Origin of the sequence: Aliiglaciecola sp. CAU 1673, from assembly GCF_029223185.1 — a bacterium.
In the GTDB taxonomy this organism is placed as follows: domain Bacteria; phylum Pseudomonadota; class Gammaproteobacteria; order Enterobacterales; family Alteromonadaceae; genus Bowmanella.
Genome location: NZ_JARHUG010000002.1, coordinates 177,321 through 192,447 on the forward strand (window position 1 = coordinate 177,321; position 15,127 = coordinate 192,447).

Here is a 15,127-nt window from a genome sequence, read left to right on the forward strand (position 1 = left end):
AACTTGAGTCGCGTATATGTCAGTATTTGCTATAGTTGCGCTCCATTTTTTAGATGCCACACAGTGTTGGGAATTTTTTAATCATGCAGCTTTTTATCATGCGTCACGGCGAAGCGGAACATAATATGTTTCAGGACGCAGCCCGCAAGCTTACGCTTGTTGGTCAGGATGAGTCCCGCAAGGCTGGGGAATGGCTGCGCTCCAGAGTTCCGGAGCTGGATCTGGTTTTAGTTAGCCCCTACGTGAGGGCCAAGCAAACCTTGTCCGCAGTGACTCAAGGGGTGACTGTCGGTGAGACGGTGGAGACGTCGGAGATCACCCCAGGTGGTGAAGTAGTGAATTTCCATCAGTATCTTGACGCGCTATGTGCTGCGCGCATTAACTTGAACTCTGTTCTGCTAGTCAGCCATATGCCCTTCGTGAGTGCCTTGGTGGATGAACTTTGTGGCCATTTCTATTCACTGCTGTTTGCCACCGCTTCAGTCGTGCAGTTGGATTATGATCCAACCACCGGCCGCGCCTCGTTAACCCGGCAGTTCACCCCGGACTAACTGATCCGGGCAAATAAAACCTACAAATTTGCATTTTCTCCTTTAGCTTTATGCTCCGTTAACCGATAACAAGCTGGGAGGAAAGTTAAATGCCGACAAAATCACTGCCAGCTCACTTACAACAAGTGCTGGAGAATCATGTTGCTCAGTCTGACATTGCTCATGATGAAGAGCTGGAAGCGATTTTTCAGCGCTTAAGAAAACTCAATGACAGTGTCGAAAAGATTAAGCAGACGATCAAAATGCGCCGCACACAGGTGACGGAATCGGGCCATCGCTAATTAAGTACCGGATGGCTCGGTGTTACTGATGCTCTCGGCACGGTAAGCCATTGGCATGACTTTCACCGTTTTTACCATATTCTCATTGATTTCAATGATTTCCATCGGATAACCCGCCAAACGACAGCTGATACCCGCAGGGGGAATGGCTTCAAAATATTCTACCAACAGACCGTTAAGGGTTTTTGGCCCCTCTGTAGGGAAATGCCAGCCCATTTCTCGGTTGAGATCGCGAATGTTAGCGCTGCCATCCACCATTACACTGCCATCATCTTGAATGTTCACGTCTTTACTGTGGGTGGGCAAAATGGTGGTGGTAAAATCGCCTACGATTTCCTCAAGGATATCTTCAAGCGTAACTAAGCCCTGAATGTCTCCATATTCATCCACTACCAGGCCGATTCGTTCTTTCGCCGTTTGGAACTTATACAGCAAGGTATGCAGTGGCGTGGTTTCCGGGGTGAAGTAGATTTCCCTGACGGCACGTAGCAGGTTGGATTTAGAGAACTCATCTTTTGCCAATAGGCGCAGGGCATCCCTGACATGCATAAAACCCACTGCATCGTCGATGGTATCCCGATAAAGCAGTACACGGGTGTGTTGGGAATGTACCAATTGCTTCTGGATATCCTTCCACTCGTCATTGATGTCGATGCCCACAATTTCACTGCGGGGGATCATAATGTCTTCGGCGGTGACTTTTTCCAGATCCAGAATGCCCACCAACATATCCTGGTGTTTCTTGGGGATCATGGCACCGGCTTCATGCACCACAGTGCGCAGTTCTTCACGGCTTAAGCTGTGCTCATCGCCATCCTTAGAATTGATGCGTAGCAATGCCAAAATGCCGTTAGTGATGCCGTTGACGATATACACTATCGGATAAAGGGCTTTTAGCATCGGCAACAGGAGGAAAGAACTAGGATAGGAAATCTTTTCAGGATGCAGCGCCGCCACGGTCTTTGGCGTGACTTCCGCAAAAACCAGGATCACCAGCGTCAATACAAAGGTGGCAATGGCGATACCGACATCGCCGTATAAACGCATTCCGATAATGGTGGCAATGGCTGAGGCGGCAATGTTAACCAGGTTATTGCCAATCAATATCAGGCCAATCAAGCGGTCGGGTCTGTCTAAAAGCTGACTGACGCGTTTGGCGCCGCTGTGATTCTCTTTGACCAGATGCTTCAGGCGATATCTGTTGATAGACATCATGCCTGTCTCTGAGCTTGAAAAGTAGGCGGAGAATAGGATCAGAATGGCCAGCAGTATAAAGAGCGTGCCGGTAGAAATATCGTCCAAGAATGGGTTCCTGTATATCTATTGCCTTTTGGCTTACCTTTAAACGGGGCCAGTTGAACAGATTATGAGTTTTTACATGATGTCTGCTTTGGTAAGCAAGCCATCAAACAGGTGTTCAAGTTTGCCAAAGTCTGCCCTACATTCCTAGCAAAACTTCCTTTACGAAGCGACTGCCGAAATACGCCAGGGTGAGCAGCAATGCGCCAACGATGGTAGCAATAGCAACGGGTTTCCCCCGCCACCCCAAGCGATGATGACCTGCCAGCAAAATAACAAAGACCAACCAAGCGACGATAGATAAAACGGTTTTATGGGCCTGGTGCTGTGCAAACATGTCTTCCAGGAAGACAAAGCCACTGATCAAGGACAATGTTAACAACACCGTACCGACCAGCAACAACTTAAACAGAATGCGCTCGACAATCATCAATGGCGGCAAAGAAGAATGCAATAAGGTTTTGGGTCGTTGCTTTAAGCGAAAATTGATATAGCCCAACTGCAGTGCGTACAGCATGCCTATCATCAGGCAGCCATAGGCAAAAAGCGCAAGCGTAATATGGGCAATCAAGCCGGGCTGCATTTCGATATGCATTAAATAGGTGTCAGGTAAAAACTGGGTGATCAGCAAAATAAGCGCGGCAAACCCATACACTACCGGCAACATGATGGCATTTGCCATATTAAATGAGGCGATGGTCATGGCCAGCGCAATCATCCAAGCCACTAAGCACGCGACATTGGTGATACTCATATTTTGGCCGGGCGAGGCGAAGATGGCGTCAATCAGCGCAAACAGATGCAGAACGACCGCGAGGGAAGCCACTGCCGTGGTCAGTTTGCGGGAAGGCCCTTCATGGTGAAAAAGACGGGCAGCGATTTGGGCTGCTGCCACGATATACAGCACACTGGCCAGTATTCCTAACCAATGCATGGCCTTTGCCCCCCGATTACCATGATAAAACGATTTCCTTTCAACAGATTAAGCCAGAGACACAGGCCTCAAGCATCGCTTAAAAACGGCCGTCAGTATAGCCAAAGCACAGTCCTGAGATCCAGAGGACGCGTCTGTTGTTACCTAATGGGGAAAAGCCGGTGCATATATTCGATTGACTCTTGTATAATCCGCCCCCACATACCGTTATCAGATTTGCGCGCCGTGTCCAATGACTCTTGCGGCGCAGAAAAGCCCGATTAACCCAGCGTGGTTTGGATATCAGCCGGGCAACCTAGCAGGACAGAAAGACTATGTTTGAAAATCTCACCGAACGATTAGGCAAAACGCTGAAAAACATCAGCGGACGAGGCCGGTTAACTGAAGACAATATCAAGGACACTCTGCGTGAAGTGCGCATGGCCTTGTTAGAAGCAGACGTCGCCCTGCCGGTTGTGCGTGAGTTTATTAACCAGGTAAAAGAAAAGGCAGTAGGTATTGAGGTCAGTAAGAGCCTTAACCCCGGCCAGGTGTTTATCAAAATAGTACGCACCGAACTCGAAAGTATCATGGGCCAGGCCAATGAAAAGTTGAACCTGGCTGCACAACCGCCGGCAGTAGTGATGATGGCGGGTTTGCAGGGGGCCGGTAAAACCACCAGTGTCGGCAAGCTAGCCCGATTCCTGCGTGAGCGGGAAAAGAAAAAGGTGATGGTGGTCAGTGCCGACATTTACCGTCCGGCTGCGATTAAACAGCTGGAAACCCTGGCCAGCGAAGTAGGGGTAACCTTTCATCCATCCACGATAGAACAAAAGCCGGTGGATATCGTGCGAGGGGCCATCGATGCCGCTCGCAAACAATTCTTCGATGTGCTGTTGGTGGATACCGCCGGTCGATTGCATGTAGACGGCGAGATGATGGAAGAGATCAAGGCTCTGCATCAAGCCATTAAGCCGGTGGAAACCTTGTTTGTGGTGGATGCCATGACTGGCCAGGATGCGGCCAATACCGCCAAAGCTTTCAATGATGCCTTGCCACTGACCGGCGTGATTTTGACCAAGGCCGACGGTGATGCCCGTGGCGGTGCCGCATTGTCGGTGCGTCACATTACCGGCAAACCGATCAAATTTATGGGTATGGGTGAGAAATCCGATGCCTTAGAGCCTTTCCACCCGGATCGGGTCGCCTCTCGTATTTTGGGCATGGGCGATGTACTTAGCCTGATCGAAGAAGTGGAACGCAAGGTCGATAAGGACAAGGCACAGAAACTGGCCAAAAAGGTTCAAAAAGGCAAAGGCTTTGATTTGCAGGACTTTAAAGAGCAGCTCGAGCAAATGCGTAATATGGGCGGCATGATGTCTATGCTCGACAAACTGCCGGGTATGGGGCAGATGTCCGAGCAAATTAAAGATAAGGCTAACGACAAATCCTTTAATCAGATGGAAGCCATTATTAATTCCATGACCCCGGCAGAGCGTGAGCGCCCAGATATCATCAAAGGTTCACGAAAACGTCGTATTGCAGCGGGGTCGGGCACAGAAATTCAGGATGTGAACCGCCTGCTCAAGCAATTCACCCAAATGCAGAAGATGATGAAAAAGATGACCGGCGGCGGCATGTCCAAGATGATGAAACGCATGAAGGGCATGATGCCCCCCGGCGGCCCAGGCGGTATGTTCCCGCGCGGCTAAGCTTTTATTGATTTGAGGCGCGTTCCTTTAAACTGGACACGCCTCACGCCTCACGCCTCACGCCTCACGCCTCACGCCTCACGCCTCACGCCTCACGTGAATAAACCTTGCATTAGCCCCCATAATCCGTACAATACCGCGGCCCTTTAGCCTGTCATCCTTTTTGGCTGAGCTTTGGGCAAGTAAGTAATGTTAACGCTTAACGAGTTTGAGGCAATTATGGTTACTATTCGTTTACAGCGTGGTGGCGCCAAAAAGCGTCCATTTTATCAGGTCGTAGTAGCAGACAGCCGTCGCGCACGCGATGGTCGTTTCATCGAGAACATCGGTTTCTTCAACCCTACCGCTATGGGTAAGGAAGAGAAACTGCGTATCGACCTGGACCGCGTTGAGCATTGGGTCGGCGTAGGCGCAAGCCTGTCCGAGCGCGTTGCTCGCCTGGTCAAAGATGCAAAAGCAGCCGCTTAAGCTGCTAAAGAAGGTATAGGATGAGTAAAGCATCAGACACTCTGGTGGTTGGCAAGGTCGGTGCGCCTTATGGCGTTAAAGGCTGGGTTAAAATCACTTCCTATACCGATTACCCTGCGGGGATATTCGACTACAAACCCTGGCTGATTCGTCAGGGCGATAGTCTGAAGGAATTGCAGGTGGACCTATGGCGTGAGCAAGGCAAAAGCCTGATCGCCAAACTGGTTGGGGTTGAGGATCGGGACGCAGCCGACAGGTTGAAGAACCTGGAGATTTGCATCATTGCCGATCAACTGCCGCCGCTGGAAGAAGGTGATTATTACTGGCGCGATTTGGTGGGACTCAAAGTGGTAACCGAAAAAGGTTATGACCTTGGGACTATCAGGGAACTGTTTGAAACAGGCTCCAACGATGTGCTGGTGGTAAAGGCTAATGTTAATGACGCCTTTGGTCAGAAAGAACGCATGCTCCCCTTCCTGATGGAACAGGTAGTGAAGAAGGTGGATCTGGCAGCGAAAACCATGGTGGTGGACTGGGATCCGGAGTTCTGATGACCCGCAAGTTTTGTGTGGTCTCGTTGTTTCCGGAAATGTTCTCGACATTCACTCAGCAAGGGGTGTTTGGACGGGCAGTAAAATCCGGTCTGCTGTCGGTAGAGTGCTTCAATCCGAGGGACTTTACCCATGATAAACATCGTACGGTTGACGATCGCCCTTACGGCGGCGGCCCGGGGATGCTGATGATGGTGCAGCCGCTGACAGATGCCATTCACGCCGCCAAACAGGTGGTGGGAGACAATCCTAAGGTGATTTATTTATCGCCTCAGGGCAAAAAATTAGACCAGCAAGGGGTCAAGCGACTCTCTGAAATGGAGAATCTTATCCTGGTTGCTGGTCGCTATGAAGGCATCGATGAGCGAGTCATAGAAACCGAAATCGACGAAGAATGGTCGATAGGGGACTATGTCTTGAGTGGCGGGGAACTCCCGGCCATGGTGTTGATGGATGCAGTAGCGCGGTTTGTGCCCGGTGTACTGGGGCACGATCAATCCGCCGAGCAGGACTCCTTTACCGGAGGATTGCTGGATTGTCCGCACTATACGCGTCCTGAAGACCTCAACGGGCGCCTGGTACCGGACGTATTATTGTCCGGTAACCATGAAAAAATCAGGCAGTGGCGGTTAAAACAGTCGCTGGGGAGAACCTGGCAACGACGCCCTGAATTGTTAAACGACCTGGCTCTGACTGAGGAGCAAAGACGCCTGCTTGAGCAGTTCAAGCGCGAGTCTTCGCAGCAAGACGACAGTTAATCCAGGATGAGAGGTTATGATGAGCAAGATCAATCAAGATATCATCAAGCGTATTGAAGAAGAGCAGATGAAGAAAGACGTACCTGCGTTTGGCCCCGGTGACACCGTGGTTGTTCAGGTACGCGTTAAAGAAGGTGACAAAGAGCGTCTTCAGGCTTACGAAGGCGTTGTAATCGCTAAGCGTAACCGTGGCCTGCACTCGGCTTTCACCGTTCGTAAAATCTCCAGCGGTGAAGGTGTTGAGCGTGTATTCCAGACTCACAGCCCGGCCATTGCTTCTATCGAAGTGAAGCGTCGTGGTGCTGTTCGTCGCGCCAAGCTGTACTATCTGCGTGAGCGTAGCGGTAAGTCTGCACGTATCAGAGAAAAGCTTAACTAAGAATTTTTATCCCGTTGACATTACTTACGAAAAAGCCCGGCAATTGCCGGGCTTTTTAATATCCGTCAAACCATACCAATAACTCATCTAATTGCTTGATGCGCAGCCCTGTCGGGAGGCCGCCATCATCGCGAGCCGCTACCAAGCAGGATGGCATACCGGCATTGGCTGCGGCTTGCATATCAATCGCATGATCGCCCACAAACACTAACTCCTCAGCCGGTATTTTCCATCGTTTGCTGATATGCAAAAGTCCATCCGGCGCCGGTTTGGGAGCGCAATCTTCGCGGGTTAACACCAGGGAAATCGGAATACTAAGTCGCTGCATTATAATATCGGTGGTCTGGCGTCGATTGCGGGTCAAAATGGCCATCGGAATGTTCTTGCTTTGCAAAGCACCAAGGGTGGTTTGCACACCCGGAAGCAAAATAGCCTGATGTGCAGCATATAACTCATGACGCTCAACAATGGCCATGAGTCCGGCCTGTCGCTCCTCTGGTTGTGAAGCGATATGCTCAAGCACATAGCTGTGCTCCGGTGCGCCTATTTCTGCTTTTAAACGGGGGAAATTCAAAGGGGAGGTGATCAAGGTATCATCCAAGTCGAAGATAATGCCTCTAAAGGACTTTTGTGTTAGCCGCATCTTGGATTAATACTGCATTAAAAGCTGATAAGTGTCAGTTTTCATGACGTTTTTCATGGCTTTATTCAGACGTTTAAGCATCCATGGCTCGGTCTTCAATCCCGCTGCTAAATATAGCTTTCTGGTGAGCTCAGGTTGCTTGAATAACACCTTGATGCGTTTTTCACCCACCCCCAGTTCATTCAGCCTATAACGGATGGCGATCGGATCGGTAAAAAGCAGATCGATACGTTTATTTAGCAGCAGGTTAACCTGCTCCTGCAAGGTGGCTACCAAAAACAGGTTCTTATCATCCGTAAAGCCGGCTTTGGTTAAATATTCGTGAGAATAGGAATCGCGAATAACGCCAAATACATAGGCTTGTGATTGATCCAATTCGGTTAGTTGCAGGTCCTCTCTCTCGGCTAAACCGACGACCGCAACATTGAGCTCTGCCACTGGCCCAATCCAGTGAAAATGTTCAACCCGATCAGGGGTTTGTAGCATGGAGTAGATAAGGGTATTTTCGTTGTCTTTGGCCAGGCTGTAGGCTCTTGCCCAAGGCATGATCTGTATGTCGGCCTCAAGACCGGCCTCTTCCAGCACCATCTTAAGGATTTGAGTTGCCGAGCCGGTGATCACATCCTCAAGCAGATATTGCACCGGAGGATGGTGCTCTGTGACGATTTTAAGATCGGCAGCACCAGCGTCTTTCAAAGACAGGATGAAGGTAAAGGCTAAAAAGAAAAGTGAGGCTCTCAAGGTATCCATCGATACTCAATTGGGACAGATTTTTAGCCTAACAGAAGAATGTTTTTCCTGCCCAATTTGAAACAATAATAAGAGAAATAATTACTAGTTTCTGGGGGTATCTGTATAGGGGGATGTGAAGGCTCTTTACCCGGGGCGCTTAATTCTCGCCAGAAACCTATCCAGCGCCCCGCCAAAAGCCTGTTTTTCTCTGGCGCCTAAGGGGGGAGGACCGCCGGACTGAATGCCACTGGCGCGCATTGTATCCATGAAGTCGCGTATATTCAGGCGCTGGCGAATATTTTCTTTACTGAACGTTTCCCCTCTTGGACTGATAACTTCGGCACCTTTGGCTATCACCTCTGCCGCCAGAGGGATGTCCTGAGTAATCACCAAATCGCCGGACGAGACCCTTCTGACAATCTCGTTGTCAGCCATATCAAAGCCTTTTTCAACCTGTAGTGCACGTACATACTTTGAAGCCGGTAGTTTTTGCGCTGAGTTAGCAACCAGCATGGTCAGCGTGCCTGTTCTTTGCGCCGCCCGGTAAAGGATTTCTCTGATTACATTGGGACAGGCATCAGCATCCACCCAAATGGTGGGACCTTGTTCACGCTGTTCTGAAGAGACCATTTCGTCCTTAACTTGCTAATTTCACTAGAGGCAGTTGAATATCGGATGCTATGTTATCAGGCACAGCCTTCTGACCAAAGCCGTTCTTATGGTAGTCCAGCAAAAAGCGCTTTCATTAGCCACTATCAAAAAGGGTCTGACCGACACTTTGATTCTGGTTGCGACAGCTTTAGTGGGAATCGCTATCCTAGCTTCTATACTGCGGATCCGAGAATTTGGGTTCCAACCGGTGATGTATTTTCATGTTGTCGCCGGCACTATCCTTACCGCCCTTTACCTATTTCGTCAGCGCATTCCCCAGACCGTCAGTGCACATATTTTGTGCGCGATTTTTTTCCTTGCAGGAGTTGGTGGGGTGATCAATTTCGGCCTGTCAGGCGGTGGGATCCTGTTACTGATAGGTGCGGCTTTCTTCGCTTGCTTTTTATTAAGTTTCAGAACCGCAGGGATTTATGCAACCTTGTCGCTGCTGGTGTTGATGACCCAGTGGTGGTTGGCTTTCAAAGGGGAACTGAGCTACGGCTTGGACATTGGTGACTATGCGAAAAGTGGCTCGGCCTGGCTTAACGTGGCGATGGCCTTCACCTTTTTAATCACCATGATCCTGTATCTGACCCGCCGATTTTTCGATTATCTGATAGATCTTCTGGCTCATTACCACGAAAAAGTACAAGACCAGTCCCGTTCCCTGGATGATTCCAAAGCACTTATCGATGGTGTAGTTAACGCTATTCCCATGGGTATTCTGTGGAAAGACAAGAATGGGGGGTTTTTAGGCGCCAATCAGAGCTTCCTTCAGGAAGTGGGCAAGAACAAGGTTCAAGATATCTTGGGCAAGACGGATTTTGATATAACCGATGCCACCACAGCTAAGCGGTATCGAGCCCTGGATATTGAAGTAATAACATCCGGGAAAGCCATTATCGACTCCCAGGAGAAGACGGTAAAATCAGGCAATACACATTACATTTCCACTGATCGCATGCCTTTGGTCGATCATGCCGGCGATATCGTTGGGGTTCTATGTACTTATCATGACATCACCCATTTAAAACGGGCTGAGATGCTGATGCATGATGCCAAACTTCAGGCTGAACAGGCCAATGCTGCTAAGACAGCCTTCTTAGCCAATATGAGTCATGAGTTACGTACGCCCATCAATGGAGTGATGGGGCTGCTAGAGCTTTGTCTTAATACCGAGCTAAATAGCAAGCAGCAGGACTATCTTAGCAAGGCCAAAGTATCGGCCAAAACCTTACTGGATATTGTTAACGATATTTTGGATCTGGCCAAAATTGAGGCAGGACAACTCACTTTGGACCGTCATCCCTTCGAATTGGAACAGATGCTCGAAGTATTACAAGAGCACGTTACTCCCCTGCTGGAAGGTAAGGATGTGCAATTTTATTGCAAGTCAGATGCGCCTAAAGGACTGTTGTTGGAGGGCGATGATACCCGTCTTAAACAGATCCTGCTGAACCTGTGCGGTAACGCTGTTAAATTTACCAATCAAGGCAGCGTCAAGCTCTCCTGTACCTGGTGGAGCCGCGGCAAAAAGGCTGACTTAGTCTTTAAAGTAAAAGACACTGGTATCGGCATCGCAGATGAGGCAATACCGACCTTGTTCAACAGTTTTACCCAGGCAGACACCAGCACTACCCGTAAATTTGGCGGGACCGGCCTGGGACTGAGCATTGTTCGTCAACTGGTTGACAAAATGGGCGGAGATATCCGCGTGAACAGTGTGCTTGGAAAAGGTACAGAGTTTGTGGTCAGACTGACATTACCGGTGGTGCAGTCTGCGACAAACACCAGTGTGGAGTCAGTTCAAAATGCACCGGAAGGCTTGCAAGACATTCAGGTATTATTGGTGGAAGACAATGCCATCAATCTTGAAATATGTCGTGAAATGCTGACTCAACAGGGCGCGCTGGTTCACTGTGTCGAGAACGGTGCGAAGGCATTAGAGGCGATTAAGGCGCGCCCTTTTGATGTCGTGTTAATGGATATTCAAATGCCGGTGATGGATGGTTGCGAAGCCATTGAGCATATTCGCGCCCAGCCAGAATACGCCAAGCTACCGGTGATTGCGGTCACTGCCAATGTGCTTGCCAGTGATGTCGAACGTTATTTGAAATTGGGCTTTAATGCATGCCTATCTAAACCCTATGAGCGGAAAAAGTTGCTGGCCTTAGTCACGCAATATGGCAAAGTTGGGGATTCAAGTTGTGAGGAGTTGACATCACCCCAGCAAGCTTGAAAAAGTTTTGCGGCTGGCGCAAGTTAGCCCCTCACATGAATTAGCCTTGCATGGCGCATCGCAACAACAAAAAGGAGAACGGCGATGACAAAACCAAATTGGACCAGCAGAGCGCTGGATTGGATCGAAAGGGTAGGGAATAAGCTACCCGATCCTGCCATGATCTTCCTGATCAGCCTGTTTATAGTTTGGGCGCTATCTGCCTTGTTAGCGGATGTCAGCTTCAGCGCCATCGACCCCCGTACCGGTGAAGCGGTGGTGGTCAACAATATGTTATCCGGTGCCAATCTCGCCGATTTCCTGTCCAGGATGGTGACCATTTTTACCAGCTTTGCACCCCTTGGCGTGGTTTTAGTTGCTATGTTGGGGGTGGGGGTGGCTGAGCATTCCGGGTTTATTAATGCCGGTCTTAAGCGCATGCTGGATGCGACCCCGAAATCCTTACTAACTCCCTCTATTATTTTGGTGGCCATTGTCAGCCATACCGCCACCGATGCCGGTTATGTGCTGGTCATTCCGCTGGCCGGGGTGATTTTTTATGCCATGGGGCGTCATCCCCTGGCAGGTATTGCCGCTGCCTTTGCCGGTGTCAGCGGTGGCTTTAGCGCTAACTTTATTCCTTCTGGCATCGACCCGTTACTGCAAAGCTTTACCCAAAGTGCCGCGCAGATAATCGATCCCGCCATCCAAATCAACCCGCTCAATAACTGGTTTTTCACCAGTGCTTCTAGCATTTTAATCATTCTGTTGGGCTGGTATCTGACCGATAAAGTGATCGAACCAAGACTTAACAACACGCCAGTAGATGGTGACCCTGCTGAGATCCCCAAGTTTGAGGAGTTGGGGGATAAGGAGCGTAAAGCTTTGCGTATTGCTTCTTTAGTGATGCTGGCCGGTATTGGTTTATTGGTGGCGGCCCTGTGGCCGGAGGATTCTCCTCTGCGCTCACCTCAGGGGGAGATCACCTCGTTTAGCGCGCCGGTAATGCGCAGTATCGTGCCACTGATTTTCCTGTTGTTTGTGCTTCCGGGCGTTGTCTTTGGTTTTGTAGCCGGGACCTTTAAAACCAGCAAGGATCCGGTTAACGCCATGAGTAAATCCATGGGTAGTATGTCTTACTATGTGGTAATGGCCTTTTTCTGCTCTTTGTTTATTGACGCCTTTGCCAAGTCTAACTTGGGAGCCTTGCTCGCCATCGAAGGAGCAGAAGTACTGCGTAGCTTGGCCCTGCCCAGCATGGTGACCATCGTCGGTCTGGTGTTTTTGACTGCCTTTGTGAATCTGTTTGTGGGCTCCGCCTCGGCTAAATGGGCGCTGCTTGGTCCTATCTTTGTACCGATGTTGATGCAACTGAATATTTCGCCGGATCTGACACAGGCCGCATACCGGTTAGGCGATTCCGGCTCCAACATTATTACCCCACTGATGCCTTACTTCCCGCTGGTGGTGGTCTATTGTCAGCGCTACGTGAAAGGCACCGGTATTGGTACCTTGTTGGCAATGATGCTGCCGTTTTCTATCTGCATTTTGGTGGCCTGGACCGCCTTCCTGTTGCTTTACTGGGCGGCGGGTATCCCGCTTGGACTACAATCCAGCTATGTCTACCCCGCGCCCTGAACAACACAGCAAAAGCCCGGATTTTTCCGGGCTTTTGTATGACATTCTGAGGCTGCATCCAGAAGGGATCAGTGAGTTCGCCCTTATCAATATGCTCAAGGCGGACCCGGCGGGGCCTTTCTCACCTGATCTGTCGCTATCTGAACCGTTGCCGCTTTTCAGGGCACATTTCGCGCTTTTTCATCATCTTTATCTGTTACGAGATAGATTACGTGCTCAGCACTTACACGAGCTTGAAATCAGCGCTTCTAACATTCGGCTAAATCCATATAAATCTGGTGAATACGCACTTGGACAAGAAGATAAATTGCGTAGCTATTATTTGGATTGGTCACAGTTTGACAGCACTCTTGAGGAAGATGTGAATGAATTGCTGGAGAGCTTTTGGCGAGGATTTGATGGCGTGGTTTCAGATCAGCAACGCACCGAGGCTCTGACTGTTTTGGGGCTGGAAGCAGATGCAGACGAACAACAAATCCGGCGTCGCTACCGGCAATTGATGCATCAACATCACCCTGACAAAGGGGGAGACAGGACCTATTGTCAGGCCCTGACAAGCGCTTATCAAAAACTGCTTTAAAAGGGGGGTTACCCCGCAGGCTGGCTGTAGGTTAATGAAGCCACTACCTGATGCAGATTGGTTGAAGCTTGCTTAACGGCGTCGGACACATCTTTACGTGCAGCCAGTGTCATGTAGTCCTCTGAAGCTCGAAGGACTTGTTGTACAGACCGTTGCATTCTGTCTAATACAGCGGTTTGTTCATCAGAGGCTTGGTTCAAGTCAGCGACAACTGCATTGATACCTGCCACATCTTCAACCAACTCGTTCAGTCTGGCTAACGCGTTGTTGGCTTCTTTGGCATTGCGTACACAAAGTTGTTTGCCGTTATTCATGGCGGTCACCGCCTGAGCAGAGTCCTGCTCAAAGCTTTGCAAAATGGCTTTGATTTCCTGAGTGGAGCCCTGTGTTTTGGAAGCCAGGCTGCGGACCTCATCGGCGACGACAGCAAAGCCCCGGCCGTGTTCGCCGGCACGCGCTGCTTCAATGGCTGCATTTAGCGCCAGCAGGTTGGTTTGGTCTGCAATCTCATTGATCACGCCCACGACCTTTGTAATGTTACTGCTTTTACGTTGCAGATCTTCTATCAGTGCGGTGGTATGTCCGGTATCTTCAACCAGACTCTCAAAGCCCCGGTTGGCTTGATTAAAAATGCTAAAACAGGCCTCCACATTCTGTGTTGCCTTTGCAGTCGTATCTGAGATGGTCTGCGTTACCTGCATCAGCCTTGAGACGATCCGTGATAGTTCCTGCATACCATCATCCAACTGGCTGCTGGTTTGCTGTTGGATAGTGGCCCCTCTGCTGATAACGTCACTGATGTCATGCAAACTGGCGAATGCGTGATTCACTTCTTCTTCTGCCTGACTCAATAGTTCTCTTGAGTGTTGCATTTTACCTTGCATGCGGCGGGTAGCATTGGCCAGTTCGCCCAGTTCATGCTCACTTTGATAGTCAATAGGATTGTCATAGCGACAATTTGCCAAATCCCGCACGGCTGCTGTTACCGCTTTGGCAGGGCCAATGACCTGTAATCGTAACACCCAAATCACCACGGCAACCGTCACCAGAAACAACACAATGCTCAGCAGCAAAATAGAACTGTTGCTGGCGCCGGCCTCGGCGTTTAATGTTGCCAGTTGCATGCGGGCATGCTCAGCGATGCGTTGTTCTACTATTTTGAGTTTTGCAGTGGGCTCCCTGTCCATGCCTTTAACCGCTTTGTCGCCAATGTAGGGATCAAAACCGGCTTGTGAAAATTGCGCCAATCCCTCTCTGTATTGATTAGCCATGGTTTGATGAGACTGCGCAAACGCCTGGATATCGGCCTTGATGCTGTCAGGCAACGCGTAGCTTGTGGTCAGTTGATCCAGGTTTTTTTGGATCTGCTGTTCTTTAGCCACAAAGCTTTGCCAGTATTTGTCGAGGCTTTCAGGATCTCGGCCGCGCAGCAGCACATTTTTCCACTCCTGCACCTGAGTCTTGAAATCTGACAAGATGGTGGCTGTGAGCCGCTCTGCCGCCACAGTGCGCTGTTCAAGCAAGTCAAACTCTTCGAGCAATTGCTTGTTCTGATGTAACGCAAGGACATTCAGCATAATCAATACCAGCAAACCAAACAGCACTGGTAAGAAGACGATAAGACTGAGTTTTTTGAACTTCATAGGATCACCTGTTGGCGCGCGTGGCGGCATCCTAGGTGATGGTTATGACAAGCTGATGACAGCTTATTTGCCAGCTGAAGGGGGGAGTTGTGCAATATATGACACTAGGG

At 49.8% G+C, this 15,127-nt stretch carries 16 protein-coding genes; 10 read left to right on the forward strand and 6 right to left on the reverse strand.

Annotation, left to right across the window (positions count from 1 at the left end; translation table 11 throughout):
* Positions 1 to 83: 83 nt before the first annotated feature.
* Entirely contained in the window at positions 84 to 551 is a 468-nt protein-coding gene (sixA, locus tag P2G88_RS02575) for a phosphohistidine phosphatase SixA (protein ID WP_275794068.1), read from the forward strand.
* Positions 552 to 640: 89 nt separating this feature from the next.
* Complete coding sequence (locus P2G88_RS02580; protein WP_275794069.1) at positions 641 to 832, forward strand: hypothetical protein; 192 nt, start codon at positions 641 to 643, stop codon at positions 830 to 832.
* Here P2G88_RS02580 and P2G88_RS02585 read toward each other — a convergent pair whose 3' ends face one another.
* Both P2G88_RS02585 and ccsA read right to left on the reverse strand, forming a co-directional pair.
* A complete protein-coding gene (locus tag P2G88_RS02585; protein ID WP_275794070.1) occupies positions 833 to 2,134 on the reverse strand; it encodes a CNNM domain-containing protein in 1,302 nt (433 codons plus the stop codon). It abuts the gene before it with no gap.
* Positions 2,135 to 2,270: 136 nt separating this feature from the next.
* Positions 2,271 to 3,065 carry a cytochrome c biogenesis protein CcsA gene (gene ccsA / locus P2G88_RS02590; RefSeq protein WP_275794071.1) on the reverse strand — a complete coding sequence of 265 codons (795 nt, stop codon included), beginning with the start codon at positions 3,063 to 3,065 and terminating at the stop codon, positions 2,271 to 2,273.
* A 314-nt stretch (positions 3,066 to 3,379) separates the two neighbouring features.
* On the opposite strand from ccsA, the gene ffh reads away from it, so the two are divergent.
* The 5 genes from ffh to rplS all read left to right on the forward strand — a co-directional run bounded on the left by ffh (position 3,380) and on the right by rplS (position 6,912).
* A complete protein-coding gene (gene ffh / locus P2G88_RS02595; RefSeq protein ID WP_275794072.1) occupies positions 3,380 to 4,756 on the forward strand; it encodes a signal recognition particle protein in 1,377 nt (458 codons plus the stop codon).
* 219 nt (positions 4,757 to 4,975) lie between these two features.
* A complete protein-coding gene (gene rpsP, locus P2G88_RS02600; RefSeq protein WP_275794261.1) occupies positions 4,976 to 5,224 on the forward strand; it encodes a 30S ribosomal protein S16 in 249 nt (82 codons plus the stop codon).
* A gap of 20 nt (positions 5,225 to 5,244) precedes the next feature.
* The gene (gene rimM, locus P2G88_RS02605; protein WP_275794074.1) at positions 5,245 to 5,775 is read left to right on the forward strand and encodes a ribosome maturation factor RimM; all 531 of its coding nucleotides are present in this window, start codon (positions 5,245 to 5,247) and stop codon (positions 5,773 to 5,775) included.
* A complete protein-coding gene (gene trmD, locus P2G88_RS02610; protein WP_275794075.1) occupies positions 5,775 to 6,533 on the forward strand; it encodes a tRNA (guanosine(37)-N1)-methyltransferase TrmD in 759 nt (252 codons plus the stop codon). The genes rimM and trmD overlap by 1 nt, the downstream gene beginning before the upstream one ends.
* A gap of 19 nt (positions 6,534 to 6,552) precedes the next feature.
* Positions 6,553 to 6,912, forward strand: coding sequence for a 50S ribosomal protein L19 (gene rplS / locus P2G88_RS02615; protein WP_275794076.1), 360 nt, complete (start codon positions 6,553 to 6,555; stop codon positions 6,910 to 6,912).
* 55 nt (positions 6,913 to 6,967) lie between these two features.
* Here the strand turns inward: rplS and P2G88_RS02620 are convergent, their stop codons facing one another.
* From P2G88_RS02620 to P2G88_RS02630, 3 genes are all read right to left on the reverse strand, one after another.
* Positions 6,968 to 7,555 carry an HAD-IA family hydrolase gene (locus tag P2G88_RS02620; RefSeq protein WP_275794077.1) on the reverse strand — a complete coding sequence of 196 codons (588 nt, stop codon included), beginning with the start codon at positions 7,553 to 7,555 and terminating at the stop codon, positions 6,968 to 6,970.
* 6 nt (positions 7,556 to 7,561) lie between these two features.
* The gene (locus P2G88_RS02625) at positions 7,562 to 8,305 is read right to left on the reverse strand and encodes a transporter substrate-binding domain-containing protein (RefSeq protein ID WP_275794078.1); all 744 of its coding nucleotides are present in this window, start codon (positions 8,303 to 8,305) and stop codon (positions 7,562 to 7,564) included.
* Between the two features lie 126 nt (positions 8,306 to 8,431).
* A complete protein-coding gene (locus P2G88_RS02630; protein ID WP_275794079.1) occupies positions 8,432 to 8,917 on the reverse strand; it encodes a YaiI/YqxD family protein in 486 nt (161 codons plus the stop codon).
* Positions 8,918 to 9,005: 88 nt separating this feature from the next.
* Here P2G88_RS02630 and P2G88_RS02635 point away from each other — a divergent pair, with 88 nt between their 5' ends.
* The 3 genes from P2G88_RS02635 (at position 9,006) to P2G88_RS02645 (ending at position 13,374) form a co-directional block, all read left to right on the forward strand.
* Entirely contained in the window at positions 9,006 to 11,177 is a 2,172-nt protein-coding gene (locus tag P2G88_RS02635) for an ATP-binding protein (protein WP_345798868.1), read from the forward strand.
* Between the two features lie 84 nt (positions 11,178 to 11,261).
* Positions 11,262 to 12,794, forward strand: a complete 1,533-nt coding sequence (locus P2G88_RS02640; RefSeq protein ID WP_275794081.1) for an AbgT family transporter — start codon at positions 11,262 to 11,264, stop codon at positions 12,792 to 12,794.
* Complete coding sequence (locus P2G88_RS02645; protein ID WP_275794082.1) at positions 12,775 to 13,374, forward strand: DNA-J related domain-containing protein; 600 nt, start codon at positions 12,775 to 12,777, stop codon at positions 13,372 to 13,374. Before P2G88_RS02640 ends, P2G88_RS02645 begins: the two co-directional genes overlap by 20 nt.
* An 8-nt stretch (positions 13,375 to 13,382) precedes the next feature.
* Here the strand turns inward: P2G88_RS02645 and P2G88_RS02650 are convergent, their stop codons facing one another.
* Positions 13,383 to 15,017, reverse strand: a complete 1,635-nt coding sequence (locus tag P2G88_RS02650; protein WP_275794083.1) for a methyl-accepting chemotaxis protein — start codon at positions 15,015 to 15,017, stop codon at positions 13,383 to 13,385.
* Between the last annotated feature and the right edge of the window lie 110 nt (positions 15,018 to 15,127).

Excerpts from the sequence above, each read along its gene's own strand:
- P2G88_RS02580 (WP_275794069.1), top strand. The coding sequence starts at position 641 with ATGCCGACAAAATCACTGCCAGCTCACTTACAACAAGTGCTGGAGAAT.
- P2G88_RS02630 (WP_275794079.1), bottom strand. The coding sequence starts at position 8,917 with ATGGTCTCTTCAGAACAGCGTGAACAAGGTCCCACCATTTGGGTGGAT.
- rimM (WP_275794074.1), top strand. The coding sequence starts at position 5,245 with ATGAGTAAAGCATCAGACACTCTGGTGGTTGGCAAGGTCGGTGCGCCT.
- P2G88_RS02645 (WP_275794082.1), top strand. The coding sequence starts at position 12,775 with ATGTCTACCCCGCGCCCTGAACAACACAGCAAAAGCCCGGATTTTTCC.
- P2G88_RS02650 (WP_275794083.1), bottom strand. The coding sequence starts at position 15,017 with ATGAAGTTCAAAAAACTCAGTCTTATCGTCTTCTTACCAGTGCTGTTT.
- rplS (WP_275794076.1), top strand. The coding sequence starts at position 6,553 with ATGAGCAAGATCAATCAAGATATCATCAAGCGTATTGAAGAAGAGCAG.
- P2G88_RS02640 (WP_275794081.1), top strand. The coding sequence starts at position 11,262 with ATGACAAAACCAAATTGGACCAGCAGAGCGCTGGATTGGATCGAAAGG.
- ccsA (WP_275794071.1), bottom strand. The coding sequence starts at position 3,065 with ATGCATTGGTTAGGAATACTGGCCAGTGTGCTGTATATCGTGGCAGCA.
- trmD (WP_275794075.1), top strand. The coding sequence starts at position 5,775 with ATGACCCGCAAGTTTTGTGTGGTCTCGTTGTTTCCGGAAATGTTCTCG.
- rpsP (WP_275794261.1), top strand. The coding sequence starts at position 4,976 with ATGGTTACTATTCGTTTACAGCGTGGTGGCGCCAAAAAGCGTCCATTT.
- ffh (WP_275794072.1), top strand. The coding sequence starts at position 3,380 with ATGTTTGAAAATCTCACCGAACGATTAGGCAAAACGCTGAAAAACATC.
- P2G88_RS02620 (WP_275794077.1), bottom strand. The coding sequence starts at position 7,555 with ATGCGGCTAACACAAAAGTCCTTTAGAGGCATTATCTTCGACTTGGAT.
- P2G88_RS02625 (WP_275794078.1), bottom strand. The coding sequence starts at position 8,305 with ATGGATACCTTGAGAGCCTCACTTTTCTTTTTAGCCTTTACCTTCATC.
- sixA (WP_275794068.1), top strand. The coding sequence starts at position 84 with ATGCAGCTTTTTATCATGCGTCACGGCGAAGCGGAACATAATATGTTT.
- P2G88_RS02635 (WP_345798868.1), top strand. The coding sequence starts at position 9,006 with ATGGTAGTCCAGCAAAAAGCGCTTTCATTAGCCACTATCAAAAAGGGT.